The following is a 13,712-nucleotide window of genomic DNA, read 5'->3' on the forward strand; positions in this document are numbered from 1 at the left end:
TGCCATCACCCCCGCTCGCTCTGCACCTCATCTGCCGTCCTCGCGATAAACCGCTTCGAGACCAGCCAGCAGCCGAGCGCCCAGAGTGCGCCGGCGACCCAGCCGGCGAGCACGTCCGTCGGGTAGTGAACGCCGAGATAGATGCGGCTGAGGCCGATGATGACGGCGAGGAAGATGCCGGCCGCCATGACGAAGATGCGTGTGGCGCGGTAACGCTGCGTGCGGGCGAGCAGCGCGCCGAGCGTCAGATAGGTGACGGCGGAGACCATCGCATGGCCGCTCGGGAAGCTCATGTCGCTGACATCGACGAGATGCGGGACGATATCGGGCCTGGCGCGGGCGACGATGATCTTGAGCGCCGTGCTGGCGAGCCAGCCCGACAGGACCGAGAGAAACAGGAAGACGGCGATCCCGGTCTTGCGGTCGAGCAGCAGATAGACGGTCGCAAGCGCGGTGAGGATCGTCAGCACGGTCACGCCGCCGAGGCTGGTAATGTCGCCCATCGCGTGGGTGAGCCATGACGGGCCGATCGGCAGGCTGAGATCGCCCGGCTGGCGCAGCCACAACAGGATCGTCCGGTCGAAGCCGAGCGTTTCGCCCTCCAGCACCTCGCTCGTCAGCCGCTGCAGCAGGAAAAGGCCGCCCGCGATGCATGCGAAGGTGATGAGCGTCATCGGCTCATACTGGTTCAGCCAGGTCTTGATACGCTGCTGCATTCTTCTCCCGTCACGCGAGATTACGCGCCGGGAAAGTTCCGGCGCAGGAACCCATCAACTGTGTGCAGCGGCTTGATTTTGCAAGGGGTGGCTGCCTCCGGCCGGCCCTCGCCGGCGAGCGGCAAGCCGATCAGAGCCGGATGGCGGTTTCCTCCTTCGCCGTGCGGATGACGATCATGGTGAAATAGCGGGCGACATTGTTTTCATCGCGGAAAAGCCGTTCGCACAGCGTATCGAATTCCTCCATGTCGCGCAGGCGCAGCATCAGCACGACATCGGTTTCGCCCGTGACGGAATAGGCTTGCGAGACCGCCTCCTCGGCGACCGCAATATCGAGAAAGCGGCGCATATGCGTCTCGCCATGCAGCTTCAGTTCCACCGTCACCAGGGCCTTGATCCCGCGTCCGGCCTTTGCCGGATTGAGGATCGCGACGATGCGGTCGATGACACCCGATTTGCGCAGACGCTGCACGCGGCGCAGGCAGCTGGAGGGGGCAAGACCCACCTCGTCGGCCATGTCGATATTCGTGCGCGATGCGTCGCGCTGCATCAGGTTCAGGAGTTTGCGGTCGATACGATCCATTCCCGGAGCATAGCGGCCGAACTGGCATTTGCAATAAAATTGCAAGGCGCTGCAATCTTTGACCGCAAATTCGAAGCGAACGGGTCTAGCAGATTGGGGCACCACAAAAGGGGTCTCCGATGTCGTTCCTATCCTTCGTGAAGCGCAATACCAGCCAGACACTCGCCATCTACTGGGTGCTTGTCCGCATCACCGTTCCGATCGCAATCCTGACCGAGATCCTGTCGCGGATGGGTCTGGTCAAGGCGGCAGCACCCGCCTTCGCGCCGGTCATGAACTTGATCGGGCTTCCGCCGGAACTGGGCCTTGCCTGGCTGACGGGCATGCTGGTCGGGATCTGGGGCGCCGTCCCGCTCGTCTTCACCCTCGTTCCCGCATCCTCGCTCAGCGTCGCCGACGTCACGGTCTTCTCGGCCCTGATCCTGTTTGCGCACGGCCTGCCGATCGAGCAGAAGATCATCCAGAAAGCCGGCCCGGGCATGATCGCGACCACGGTGCTGCGCATAGCGGGCGGCCTGCTCTACGCCTTCATGCTGCACCATGTTCTCTCGGCGACGGGCTGGCTGTCGGCGCCGGTCGATCCCGTCTGGCTGCCGATGGGCGCGACACCCGGCTGGGGCGATTACCTCTGGGGTCTTGCCGAGACCATGATGTGGATGCTCGTCATCCTGCTTACCCTCTCCTGGACGCTCGAGATCCTCAAGGTGACCGGGCTCATGGAATGGATGATGAAGGCGCTTTCGCCCGTGCTTCGCCTTGCCGGCATCCGCGGCGAGGCCGGACAGCTGACGGCGATCGGCCTGTTCCTCGGCATTTCCTACGGCGCCGGCCTGCTGATCCGCGAGGCGCAATCGGGGGCGATCTCGCCGCGCCAGATCTTTCTCTCCTGCGTGTTCATGGGTTTTGCCCATAGCGTCATCGAGGACACGATCGTGGTGATGTCGCTCGGCGCCGACCTCAACGGCGTCCTGACCGGCCGGCTCGTCTTCGCGGTTGCGGCCTGCGCGGCCATCGCCGCCCTGCTTCGCCGCCTGCCCGACAAGGCTTTCTTCGCCCGGATGTTCCGGCCGGCGACCATGGAGGCCGAACGGCGATAGGCATCCGCAAGTCCGGCGCGGGCAGATCCCGCGCCGATCACGTTGGGTTCACCGAACTTTGTACTCACCTCTTCATCTACCGCTTTCTCGACCTTCGTATAGTTACAAATCCCGGCCAACGCGGTGATCTTGATGGGACGGAAGAACAGTCACTCCTGGATAGCGGATGGTTGGCCATGGATCGAGACACGCCCTGTCAGCGCATGAACGGCCACGCGCCGTTGCAGCCGATCCCCCGTCCCGGCTCTGCGAAATCCCTGGCATCCCCTCCCTCCCGACCGCGCCATCCTCAAATCCGCATAGAGAAGAACCGCATGCACAAGACAGTGCTGGCCGCCGCCGCAGCGCTTGCCGTTTCCGCCGTGCCCTCGCTTGCCGCCGGCAAGGAACCGCTGAATGATCGAGCCGCAAACCAGATCAGAACGCAGTTCTCCAGGCTGATGGATCTCGCCAACCGGCACGATTTCAAGGGCCTGCACGCAATGTTCTGGCAATCGCCCTCTGCCCTCCTCGTCGCCAAGAGCGCCATTCCCGCCGAAGGAAACTGGGCGGGTTTCTGGGGCAACGAAGCGATCGACCGGAAACTGCACGACATCGGCACATCCGGCCCGGTCGTGCTCGAGCCGGACTACACGAAACTCAAGGTCGTCGGCCTGACGCATGATGTGGCCGAATCCTACGCGCCGATGAACATCACCGTCTCCTATGCCGGCCAGGACGGGACGCCCAGGCCCTTCCTGATGATCATCGACTGGATTCATGTCGGAAAGGACTGGAAGGTTGCTTCGGAAATCATTCTGCCGGTGCCGCCGGCACCTGCCGCCAAGGGTTAGCTGCCCGCAAGACTGAAACCCTCCCCCAACCCTACACCGCCCGTGCCGCATGCCCCCGTTCACGCACGGAGCGACAACAGAAAGGACCTCGAAATGTCTGCAATGACCAGAACCCTCTTCGTTTCCCTCGGCCTCGCCCTGATGTCGGCACCGCTCGCAGAGGCAAAGACCATGTCGCCGGCGGCCGTCGCAACGATCGGACAGCACAAGCTGCTGACGGATGCCGATGGCCTGTCGCTTTACACCTACGACAAGGACCAGCCCGGAAAGTCCGACTGCACCCTGCTCTGCGCTCTCGCCTGGCCTCCGTTCGAAGCACCGGCAGGCGCCAAGGCTTCCGGCCCCTGGAGCGTCATCACGCGGCCGACGGGCGTCACCCAGTGGGCCTATAACGGCGCGCCGCTCTATACCTATCATTTCGATTCCCAGCCGGGAGACGTCCATGGTGACGGCGCCGAAGGCGTCTGGCATGTCGCCCGGCCGTAACGGCATCGCGCCGGACCGTGCATGACGTGTCCCGCACTGGCAAAAGGGCAAGCACAATCGGCCGCATAACGCCCGACAAACTTGCCCTGCCGCGCAAATCGCTCCAATGATGGAAAGCTCGATTCCGCGCGCAGACGCTCCATATCAGCGCCTGCGCATCCCCCGAAATCAGAGCCTCCGGAAAAGGGACGCGAATGAAGAAGCTACCCGGCGCCGTTCTTGTACTTGCGATCGCCGTCCATGGCGCCGGGGCACGGGCAGACGATGCGGCACCGCCCTCCTACGCCGATACGACACTGACGGGCGACTGGCACGGCTACCGCAACTGGCTGCGCGACCAGGGCGTCACCTTCACCATGTCCCAGACCAGTGACGTGCTCGGCAATGTCTCGGGCGGCCTGAAACGCGGGACGGCCTATGACGGTGTCTTCCAGCTGCAGGGTGATTTCGACATGGACCGGCTGGTCGGCTGGACCGGCGGCGCCATCCATATTTCCGGCTATGCGATCCAGGGCCAGGGCCTGTCCGGCAAGGATATCGGCAATCTCCTGACGGTCACCTCGGTGGAAGCCGATCCCGGCTTCAGGCTCGGGGAATTCTATCTCTCGCAGAGCCTCATGGACGACAAGGTGACGGTGAAGCTCGGGCAGATCCTGGCGGACCAGAGTTTCGCGATCAGCAATACGGCGAGCCTTTTCGTCAACTCCACCTTCGGATGGCCGGGCATCTTTGCCGCCGATCTTCCCGGAGGCGGGCCGGCCTATCCCTTCGCCGTTCCCGGCGCGCAGATCATCGTCAAGCCTGACGATGCCTGGACGCTGCAGGCCGCCGTCTTCAATGGCAGCCCGACCGGGTCCGACCCCGACGGCAATGCCAATGGACTGGGATTTCCGCTGGGCGACGGCGTCCTGGCGATTGCCGAGGCAGGTTATGCCTATATGCCCGCAAAGGGCGGGACCGGCCTGCCCGGCACCTACAAGATCGGCGCCTGGTACAATTCCGAAAAGTTCGACAGCCTGACCACCGCATCGAACGGCGTCTCGCTCGCCGATCCGCTCTCGAGCGGCAGCCCGCGCCGGCTCTCGGGCAATTTCGCGGTCTATGCCGTCGTCGACCAGACGCTCTGGCAGGAGCCGGGAAGTTCGGACAACGGGCTCAATGGATTTTTCCGGATTGCCGTGGCGCCGCAGCAGGAGCGCAACAGCATGAACTGGTATTTCGATATGGGCCTTGCCTATAAGGGGCTTCTGCCGGGCCGCGACGACGACACCGCCGGCATCAGCTTCGCCTATGCCAGCATGAGCTCGGGCATGTCCGATCAGGTAAAGGCCGAAAATGCCTTCAACGGCACATCTCAGCCGGTGCCGAGTTCCGAAGCCGTGATCGAGGCCACCTATCAGGCGGCCGTCACGCCATGGATGACGGCGCAGCCATTCTTCCAATATGTCATCCGTCCCGGCGGCAATGCAGCCGATCCCGACAAGCCGAATTCACGGATCCAGAACGCGGCGATTTTCGGCCTCAGAGCCGTCGCGTCTTTCTGAGAACCTGTCTCGAAGAGCGTCTCAGTCGGGTTTGCCCGGCACCAGGTCGATGCGTATGTGCCTGGCAGTGACGAAGCCGGCCACTCCGTAGCTTGAATCCCACTCAATGCGGAAATGCTCGTCCACCTTGGTGATCTCCAATCCGAAGATGATGCCCGGTACCACATCGAAATCTGTACAATTGACCGCGCTTACGCCCTCAAGTGCAAAAGTGACGATCGCGTGTTTGTCGAGGACGAAGTAGCCTTTGGCATCCACTTCGTCGGTCATGTTCCAGGCGTGGATGCGCAGCAGCCCGGCTCCGTTACCGGAGAAGATGATCTCAAGCAGATTGGCATCGTGGAAGCGAGGTACGCGCCCGAACCACTCGAGCAGCGGCTTGCCTCCGGGAATGTCGTGGAGGATGGACGTAGAGGGCATATTTCTCGCGCGTAAGACTGAATGGTTGGGATAGCACTGCTTCAAAGGCCTCGAAGCTTTTGGGGGAGCGGCAATGTGAACTCCGAGAACCTGTCGGCAGTATAGCCGACGAGAGCTGCGTTATGCCACCGGCGCGGAATGGACGCTTCTCAAGGCCTCTGGCCCGAGTATCGGCAGGATGAAGCGGCGACCGTCCACCGGGCGCCGCCTTTCTTTGATGCGAGCGGCTTTTACACGAGCGGTCCGCGGCCGGTCGCAATCAGGTCCTCTTCCTCATCGCGCTGGTGCCCGCCGAATGCGGCGGCCGCAGCGGCGATGAAGGCGCCGACGAGCAGCGAGAGCGAGCCGATCAGCGCCGAGGTCGCAGCAGCCTTGCGGGCCTTGTCGGCGGCAGCCTGTGCCGCAACCTTGGCATCGTCGATCTGCTTCAGCACGGTATCGACCCTGGCGCGGGCATCGGCCTCGGAAAGCCCTGTCCGGGCCGAGACGATGCCGGCAATATAGGTCTTGTCACCATCAGGCACCGAGCCGTTCGCAGCACCCTGCAGCAGGATGCGGGAAATCTCGGCCGTGGCCGCGCCATTATCCTCGCTGGCGCGATTGGAAATATTCTGCGGCCGCAGCAGCGCGTCCGTGAAATAGGCCGTGGCCATGCCGGGGCCGGCCGTATCCGTATCCGAAGCCGAGGCTGCCGCGGCAGACCCGCCTGCCACACCGGCGGCCATTGCAGCCTGGCCGGCCGCACTTGCCCCGGCACCCGCAAGCGAGGTCAGCGACGACGCCAGGAAACCGGTGACGAAGACGGTCGCGAGCGCCCAGCTGAGGAAGCCATGCGCGGTATCGCGGAAGAAGACCTCATTGGTGTGGATGACCGCCCATTTGGTCCTCAGACGCCCGGTCAGATAGCCGCCGAGCGCCGACGACAGCCACTGGACGACGACAAGCCAGATCGCCGCGGTGATGCCGACTGTCGCAGCCGAGCTGCTTTCGCCCGACCAGGGAGAGACCATCGTCAACCCCACGCCGGAGCCGAGCAGCAGCAGGATGAGCGTAATGCCCGTCGCCGCCACGGCGCCGCCGACGATCGGGCCCCAGGCAATGGCAGGCTTCGAGGATTCGACCGGCATCGCACCCGTGCGATTGCCGGCGATGACTCTTTCTTCAGCAAGAGACATGGCAGCCTCCTATCGCATGAAGAGCACGAGCAGGATGACGATCGGCAACGGGATACCCAGAAGCCAGAGAAGAATACCGCGACCCATTTGAAAATCCTCCGTGAATTGAATGTGTTCGCGAGAACCGAACGCCACCGAATACTGTTTGTTCCCGAGGCGGAAGCGACGTGGGTGCGTGGAAGTTTGCCAGTGCGGTTTCTTCGAGACGGAAGCGGGTAAGCGAATGCGCCCGCGGCCGCACGCGGCCCGAAGGGCCGGATGACGAGGCTGCGGGCGGCAGGCCGCAACACCGGCCCGCACATTGGCCGACGCAATCCTCAACCTTCATGGAACAGGCGACTCCGCCCCGCGTTCCCATTTCAGTAGAAAGGAATATTTCATGGCCCGTAAGACAAAACCGCTCGTCGAAGTCGCCGCCAGAACTGAGGACGGTCGCGTGCCGCTCGGCATCATGAACACCAAGCAGGCGCTCGACCTGCCCGAAGAACTGGATGTGGAGATCTCCCATCCGGACGAAGAGGCCGGCGCGACGGATAACTTCATCGACAGGGACGAACTGCGCAGGGTCCGGAGAAAAGCCCATGGCAAAGCATGAGCATGAGCAAAGCGACCGCGAGCAGGTCTGGAGGAAGTTCCGCAAGGCGGTGAATATGACGCCGGCCACGCTCGAGAAATGGCTGGCGACCGACGAGAGCAAGGCGAATGGCTGGCAGGAGGAAGGCGGCAACGAAACGATCGGCCATCACTCCGGCCGCCGGATCGTCGAGATCAGGCACAAGAAGAAGGCCGACCTGACAGAGGCCGACTATGCCCACATGCGCAAGGTCGTCGGCTACGTGCATCGCCACCTCGCCCAGGGCGGGCCGCAAAAGGACAAGGAGCATTCCCCCTGGCGCTACTCGCTGATGAACTGGGGCCATGACCCCCTGGTCAAACATTGATGCACCCCGTGCATCAATGTTTGATCCAGCCCCCCCTGGGTCAAGGCGCAGCCTTGATCCCTAAGTCAGGCACAGCCTTGATCCCAACGTCAGGGCGCAGCCTTGATCCCCATCGGCATTGTCAGAAAATCTATCTTTATGCCGTTCAAGAAATTGCCCGAAAACATCGCTCCAGGTGAGATGCGACCAGCGTCGAATTCTGCATCTTCGGATGACCGTAAGTTCGAAGGCTTCAGTCGACCGAACATGTACCTCAAGCGCCATTTTTCCGTGAAAAGAGCGCCCTCATGATCTTGAAGAAATCCTTGATCAGCCGAATGTAGGTCCAATGGTTTGGATATTCGTCATATGACACCTCCCAAGGCGGCGTGCGCGGATCTCTTTTCTTGCGCCTGGCACCCCAGGGGCCGACCTTGTCGCCTCCCGATTTCCGGATCGCTCTCTTGAGTGCATCGATCTCGTCACGCTCTGTCGGCATTTAAACTCTAAACACTCCGGAAGTCATGAGACGCTCAACGTCGGGGCCGCAGGCGGAAAATTCCGGAGTTCGGTAACAACTGCCACCAAACCAAGTTGCGTCATTTGGCAGGTTTGCGCCAGAAGCGGTCATGTTCCGACTGTTGGATACAATGGCAAAGCGTTAGGTCCCCAGTCTCCGGTTTTCCGCAGAAAGCACCTTTCTTAGGAAAAACCGCCGGGGTGTACGGTCGTCCCCTTCGAGTTCCCCAAACTGCTCATAACCAAGCTTCAGGTAGAACGGTTTTGCTTGAAAGTCGTACGTGTCCAGGAAGATGCCCAGGTATCCCCGTTCGCGGGCAATGCGCTCTGCTTCTCCCATTAATTGACGGCCAAGCCCCTTTCCGCGGAGTGCCTCAGGCACAACCAAATACTTGACGAACAGCCAATTGAGTTCATCGAATGCATACAGGCCGCCGACGATCTCCGCAGTCTCCGGTTGCCTCAAAACTATGCCAAGATGAGGCCATTCCGCTATGGTCGCGGTGTGGTGGCTGTTGAATTCCACCAGCGGCTTAAGGAGTTGGTCAAGCTCATCAGCAGTTGGCTCGGCCGAGAGGGTCTCTATAATTGCAATCATCGCGCGAGAATGCGTGAAAGGACGGCCGTTGTCCAGTCGATCGTTGCGGCTGTTCATCCGCTTCGGGGCCGACAGGCGCGGCTCGATCCCACTCAAGCTTCCGCGCCCCGCGAAAGCCCCGCCTATTGATACCCGTCATACGCGAGCTATTTCGCCGTCATGGATCATCTCTTCGACGACGACACGCATCACAAGAGCCTGCGCGCGGGATTGCGCCGCATCGAGCGGGGCGACGGCCGCAAGGCCATGCTGCTGCAATTCATCTTTACCGTCATAGACATCGCCATCCTCGCCTTCTTCGTGCTCGGCCCCTATTTCCGCGCCGCCCCCACCTATCTCGTCATCGATTACGTCATCGCCGTCTGGATCGCCGCCGAGATCGCGGCGCGCGCCGTTGCGGCGCCCTCGCTGCGCAGCTGGATCCTGCGGCCGATGACCTGGATCGATTTCATCGTGCTGGCGACGCTGCTCTTTCCCGATGCGCTCTTCAACTTCGCCTTCCTGCGCGTCATGCGGCTCTGGGCGATCGGGCGAAGCCCGCTGCTGAAGGAGGCGCTGCGCCGGATGAGCTGTGGCTATGCGCTCGATGTCGTGCGCGCGGTGATCAATTTCCTGGTCTTCCTCTTCCTCGTCACCGGCTTCGTCTACACCTCCTTCTTCTACAATCAGCCGGGCGGCGAAGGCTTCGTCGACGCGCTCTATTTCACCGTCGCGACAGTGACCACGACGGGCTTCGGCGACATCACCCTGCCCGGAACGCTCGGCAAGCTGACCTCGGTCGTGACGATGATCGTCGGCATCTCGCTCTTCGTGCGGCTGGCCCAGGCGGTGGTGCGGCCGCACAAGGTCACCTTCGCCTGCCCGCGCTGCGGCCTGCAGCGCCACGATGCCGATGCCGTCCATTGCAAGGCCTGCGGCGAGATCCTCAACATTCCCGACGAGGGCACGTAAGCCGCCTGCCCGCCCAAAAAACGACCGCGCCGCGGAACCGCCTGCCTTCCCTATCGTTAGGATCAAAGCCCCCCTGAGATCTGAAGGATAGAAAATGAGCGTTATCAGTGAGTTCCAGTCATTCATTGCGAAAGGCAACGTCATGGACCTGGCCGTCGGCGTCATCATCGGCGGCGCCTTTGGCGGCATCGTCAAGTCTCTGACCGATGACATCATCATGCCCGTCGTCGGCGCGGTCCTCGGCGGCTTCGATTTCTCGAACTATTTTTTCCCGCTCTCTTCCACCGTCAATGCGCCAACCCTTGCGGCCGCCCGCGCCCAGGGCGCCGTCTTCGCCTATGGCAGCTTCATCACCGTCACCATCAACTTCCTGATCCTCGCCTGGATCATCTTCCTGATGGTCAAGGGCGTAAACTTCCTGCGCGCGCAGGTGGAGCACCAGGAAAAGACCGGAGAGACCCCGCCCGCCCCGCCGCCGGCCGATGTGCGGCTCCTGACCGAGATCCGCGACCTGCTGGCGAAGAAGGCGGCGTGAGACGGCAGGCCGGCAGCCCGGCCCTGCCGGCCGCCGCAGCTCAAATGCAATTCCGCTAAATCAGCGGGTGATATCGGGCAGGATTTGGGTCTATACCGGGGCTGCCCCCGAAATCGCCTCCCGAGTCCGCCATGCCACTTCCCTATCGCAATTCCCGGCTGCTTCGCCGTTCCCGCGTCATCTGGGGATCCTTCTCGCTCTGGCGGCCACGGCTGGTTTTCTGGTGCGGGGCGCTGGCGATCGGCCTTGTCAGCGTCGGTTTTGCCAGGCTTGCCGATCTTGCGCAAAAGGCCTTTGCCGGCCTGACGGCATCGGGCGAATGGTCGTTCCTGCTGCCGCTCATTATCAGCCCGCTCGGCTTCATGCTCTCGGCCTTCCTTGCCATCAGACTGTTTCCCAATTCGCAGGGCAGCGGCATTCCCCAGGCGATTGCCGCCCGTCACCTGCGCGAGGAGGAAGACCGCTCGCGGCTGCTTTCCCTGAGGATCGCCGCCGGCAAGATCGCACTTACCGTTCTCGGCCTTTTCTGCGGCGCCTCGATCGGCCGCGAAGGACCGACGGTGCAGGTCGGTGCCTCGATCATGCTGGCGGTGGCGCGTTTCGGCGGCATGGCGCAGGCCCGCGGCCTGATCCTGGCCGGCTCGGCTGCCGGTATCGCCGCCGCCTTCAACACGCCGCTTGCCGGCATCGTCTTCGCAATCGAGGAGATGAGCCGCACCTATGAATCGCGCGCCAATGGCGTCGTTCTGACCGCCGTCATCCTCTCCGGTCTCGCAGCCCTCGGCCTTGCCGGCAGCTACAACTATTTCGGCGAGGCTTCCGTTTCGCCGGCTGGCCTCAGCGACTGGGGCCTCGTGCTCGCCTGCGGCATCGGCGGCGGCGCGCTCGGCGCCGGCTTCAGCGGACTTGCCCTGCATTTCGGCCAGCGCATCCGCCGCTGGGCGCAGCCGCAGCCCCTGCCGCGCATGGTGGCGCTTGCCGGCCTCTGCGGCCTGGCGGTCGCCGGCATCGGCATCGCCTTCGGCGGCACGACCTTCGGCACCGGCTACGAACAGGCGCGAAGCGCCGTCGAAGGCCACCCGCTGCCGCTCCTCTTCTTCGCCGGCAAGCTGGTGGCGAGCTTCCTGTCCATGCTCTCGGGCATTCCGGGCGGCATCTTCGCCCCTTCGCTCGCCGTCGGCGCCGGCTTCGGCAGCACGGTCGGTCTGGCTCTCGGCACCAGCGTCGCGCTGGCAGCCATCCTCGGCATGACCGGCTATTTCTCCGGCGTCGTGCAGGCGCCGATGACGGCCTTCGTGATCATCCTGGAAATGACCGGCGACCACCAGGCCGTCATCCCCATCATGTCCGTCGCCATGCTCGGCTACCTCACCTCCCGCCTGCTCTCGCGCGAGCCGCTCTATCACGGCCTCTCCCGCGTCTTCATCGCCGCGGCGGTGCGGGCACGGCGGGCAGTCGAACGCGAAGAGGCCGCGGCCTGAAGGCGCCCGTCGCGACCCATCCTTGAACCAAACCCGGCCCTTGCGAGTTCTCCCTGCACGCGAGGGAGAAACACCATGTCCGCAGGTCTCATCAAAGGCTTCCAGCAGCGTCGCCTCCCGGGCGATGGCCTGGAGATCGACGCGCTTGTCGGCGGAAACGGCCCGCCGCTGCTGCTCCTGCACGGCTGGCCGCAGACGCGAATGTGCTGGTCGCGTGTCGCGCCTGCCCTTGCCGCGCATTTCACCGTCGTCATTCCCGACCTGCGCGGCTATGGCCGCAGCGACAAGCCCGAAGGCAGCGCCGATCACGAGACCTATTCTAAGCGCGCCATGGCCCGCGACCAGATCGCCACCATGCGCGCACTCGGCTTCGAGCGCTTTGACGTCGGCGCCCATGATCGTGGCGCCCGCGTCGCCTACCGCCTTGCTTTCGATCATCCCGAAACCGTCACCCGCCTTGCAAGCCTAGACGTCATCCCGACGGCCGACATGTGGGCGCGGATGGGCGCGAAGGAGGCCGTTTCGGCCTGGCACTGGTCTATGCTGGCCCAGCCGGACGGACTGGCGGAAAAACTTGTCGGCGGCGACCCGGAATGGTTCGTGCGCTACATTCTCGCGCATCAATCCGCACCCGGCTTCATCTTTCCGGAAGAAAATCTCGCCGACTATCTCGCCTGCGCCCTAGACCCGCGGAGCGTCCACACCTGGGCCGAGGACTATCGCGCCGGCTGGACGATCGACCGCGAGCTCGACGAGAAGAACCGCGGCTGGAAGCTCGACATGCCGCTCCTGATGCTCTGGGGCGAGTGCGGCACGCTGAAAGGCAGGGATGGGCTCGAGCCCTGGCGGGCCTGGGCCGAACAGGTGGAGGGTGAAGCCCTGCCCTGCGGTCACTTCATTCCCGAGGAAGCACCCGATGCCGTCATCGCGCATTTCACCCGGTTCTTCGGCGCGGCGCGCTGACGGCCACCTTCCCTCCGCGCCGCCGCCATGAAAGCGCCCGGCTTCAGAAAGCCGAGCGGATGGTGCCGCCATCGACGCGCAGCGTCGCGCCGCTGATATAGCCGGCATGATGGCTTGAGAGATAGATGACGGCAGCTGCGATCTCATCGGGACGGCCGAGACGGCCGATATCGTTCGGCACCATCTCCTTGACGCAGCCGCTTTCGATGTCCTCCCAGCGATCGCCCCAGCCATGCGCGGGCGCGATCTTTTCCAGGAGATCCCGCACGGCCGGCACGAGGATCGCGCCGGGCGACACGACATTCGATGTCACGCCCGTTTCCTTCAGCCGCCGCGCCAGCGAGACCGCGAGATTGTGGCGCGCGGCAAGCGACGCTTCGTAGTCCGGCTGCATCGGGATCGGTTGCGAGGCCAGGCCGCCACCGATCTGGATGACCCGGCCAAAGCCGCGACCGACCATTGCCGGCACCAATCCCCGGATCATCCTGACGGCCGAGACGACGTTGATCTGGTAGGTCTCCACCCAATTGGCCGGTGTTGCCGAATGCCAGTCGAGATGGTGGTAATGGCCGGCATTGTTGACGAGAATATCGATATCGCCGCCGGCAAGCGCCTGGCGGATAACCGCTTCGGCCCGTTCGTCATCGGCGAGATCGCCGATCGCCACGTCCGCCCTGCCGCCGGCCGAAACGATGGCCCCGGCCACAGCGTCGGTGCGCGCCCGGTCGCGGCCGTGCACCACGACCTCAGCCCCTTCCGCCGCAAACATCTTCACCATCGCCTCACCGAGTCCCGAGGACGAGCCGGTCACGAGGGCCCGCTTGCCGGAAAGCTGCATATCCATTGTCTTTCTCCATTTCACGATCTTGGATGAGATAAGAATAGGCGCTA

The 13,712-nt window shown here is 63.5% G+C and carries 17 protein-coding genes; 10 read left to right on the forward strand and 7 right to left on the reverse strand.

Annotated elements, in window-relative coordinates:
• Positions 1-5: 5 nt before the first annotated feature.
• Together FHT93_RS05175 and FHT93_RS05180 are read right to left on the reverse strand one after the other, a co-directional pair.
• Positions 6-716 (reverse strand): phosphatase PAP2 family protein, encoded by a 711-nt coding sequence (locus FHT93_RS05175; protein WP_183846476.1) that lies wholly within the window; start codon positions 714-716, stop codon positions 6-8.
• A 130-nt stretch (positions 717-846) separates the two neighbouring features.
• Positions 847-1,299: an Lrp/AsnC family transcriptional regulator gene (locus FHT93_RS05180; protein WP_018115879.1), complete on the reverse strand. Its 453-nt coding sequence runs from the start codon at positions 1,297-1,299 to the stop codon at positions 847-849.
• Between the two features lie 119 nt (positions 1,300-1,418).
• Here FHT93_RS05180 and FHT93_RS05185 point away from each other — a divergent pair, with 119 nt between their 5' ends.
• The 4 genes from FHT93_RS05185 to FHT93_RS05200 all read left to right on the forward strand — a co-directional run bounded on the left by FHT93_RS05185 (position 1,419) and on the right by FHT93_RS05200 (position 5,259).
• A complete protein-coding gene (locus tag FHT93_RS05185; RefSeq protein WP_112543414.1) occupies positions 1,419-2,396 on the forward strand; it encodes a nucleoside recognition domain-containing protein in 978 nt (325 codons plus the stop codon).
• Between the two features lie 314 nt (positions 2,397-2,710).
• Entirely contained in the window at positions 2,711-3,229 is a 519-nt protein-coding gene (locus FHT93_RS05190) for a hypothetical protein (protein ID WP_183846478.1), read from the forward strand.
• Positions 3,230-3,322: 93 nt separating this feature from the next.
• Positions 3,323-3,715, forward strand: coding sequence for a hypothetical protein (locus FHT93_RS05195; protein ID WP_049800935.1), 393 nt, complete (start codon positions 3,323-3,325; stop codon positions 3,713-3,715).
• Between the two features lie 194 nt (positions 3,716-3,909).
• On the forward strand, positions 3,910-5,259 hold the full coding sequence (locus tag FHT93_RS05200) for a carbohydrate porin (RefSeq protein WP_183846480.1): 1,350 nt from the start codon (positions 3,910-3,912) through the stop codon (positions 5,257-5,259).
• A gap of 21 nt (positions 5,260-5,280) precedes the next feature.
• Here the strand turns inward: FHT93_RS05200 and FHT93_RS05205 are convergent, their stop codons facing one another.
• Together FHT93_RS05205 and FHT93_RS05210 are read right to left on the reverse strand one after the other, a co-directional pair.
• Positions 5,281-5,679, reverse strand: a complete 399-nt coding sequence (locus tag FHT93_RS05205; RefSeq protein WP_183846482.1) for a hypothetical protein — start codon at positions 5,677-5,679, stop codon at positions 5,281-5,283.
• Positions 5,680-5,909: 230 nt separating this feature from the next.
• Entirely contained in the window at positions 5,910-6,854 is a 945-nt protein-coding gene (locus FHT93_RS05210) for a hypothetical protein (protein ID WP_183846484.1), read from the reverse strand.
• 379 nt (positions 6,855-7,233) lie between these two features.
• Here FHT93_RS05210 and FHT93_RS05215 point away from each other — a divergent pair, with 379 nt between their 5' ends.
• A complete protein-coding gene (locus FHT93_RS05215; RefSeq protein WP_112543419.1) occupies positions 7,234-7,449 on the forward strand; it encodes a hypothetical protein in 216 nt (71 codons plus the stop codon).
• A complete protein-coding gene (locus tag FHT93_RS05220; RefSeq protein ID WP_183846486.1) occupies positions 7,436-7,795 on the forward strand; it encodes a DUF3140 domain-containing protein in 360 nt (119 codons plus the stop codon). The genes FHT93_RS05215 and FHT93_RS05220 overlap by 14 nt, the downstream gene beginning before the upstream one ends.
• A 253-nt stretch (positions 7,796-8,048) precedes the next feature.
• Here FHT93_RS05220 and FHT93_RS05225 read toward each other — a convergent pair whose 3' ends face one another.
• Together FHT93_RS05225 and FHT93_RS05230 are read right to left on the reverse strand one after the other, a co-directional pair.
• Complete coding sequence (locus FHT93_RS05225) at positions 8,049-8,273, reverse strand: hypothetical protein (protein ID WP_113118110.1); 225 nt, start codon at positions 8,271-8,273, stop codon at positions 8,049-8,051.
• Positions 8,274-8,435: 162 nt separating this feature from the next.
• Positions 8,436-8,987 carry a GNAT family N-acetyltransferase gene (locus FHT93_RS05230; protein ID WP_246781545.1) on the reverse strand — a complete coding sequence of 184 codons (552 nt, stop codon included), beginning with the start codon at positions 8,985-8,987 and terminating at the stop codon, positions 8,436-8,438.
• 63 nt (positions 8,988-9,050) lie between these two features.
• On the opposite strand from FHT93_RS05230, the gene FHT93_RS05235 reads away from it, so the two are divergent.
• From FHT93_RS05235 to FHT93_RS05250, 4 genes are all read left to right on the forward strand, one after another.
• Entirely contained in the window at positions 9,051-9,842 is a 792-nt protein-coding gene (locus FHT93_RS05235; protein ID WP_018115869.1) for a potassium channel family protein, read from the forward strand.
• 94 nt (positions 9,843-9,936) lie between these two features.
• Positions 9,937-10,377, forward strand: a complete 441-nt coding sequence (gene mscL, locus FHT93_RS05240; RefSeq protein WP_183846488.1) for a large conductance mechanosensitive channel protein MscL — start codon at positions 9,937-9,939, stop codon at positions 10,375-10,377.
• Between the two features lie 131 nt (positions 10,378-10,508).
• Entirely contained in the window at positions 10,509-11,858 is a 1,350-nt protein-coding gene (locus tag FHT93_RS05245; protein WP_183846490.1) for a chloride channel protein, read from the forward strand.
• 75 nt (positions 11,859-11,933) lie between these two features.
• Positions 11,934-12,821 (forward strand): alpha/beta hydrolase, encoded by an 888-nt coding sequence (locus tag FHT93_RS05250; RefSeq protein ID WP_183846491.1) that lies wholly within the window; start codon positions 11,934-11,936, stop codon positions 12,819-12,821.
• Positions 12,822-12,864: 43 nt separating this feature from the next.
• Here the strand turns inward: FHT93_RS05250 and FHT93_RS05255 are convergent, their stop codons facing one another.
• Positions 12,865-13,665 (reverse strand): SDR family NAD(P)-dependent oxidoreductase, encoded by an 801-nt coding sequence (locus tag FHT93_RS05255; RefSeq protein ID WP_183846493.1) that lies wholly within the window; start codon positions 13,663-13,665, stop codon positions 12,865-12,867.
• Positions 13,666-13,712: the final 47 nt, after the last annotated feature.

It is taken from the genome of Rhizobium sp. BK379 (assembly GCF_014193955.1).
Classification (GTDB): Bacteria; Pseudomonadota; Alphaproteobacteria; order Rhizobiales; family Rhizobiaceae; genus Rhizobium.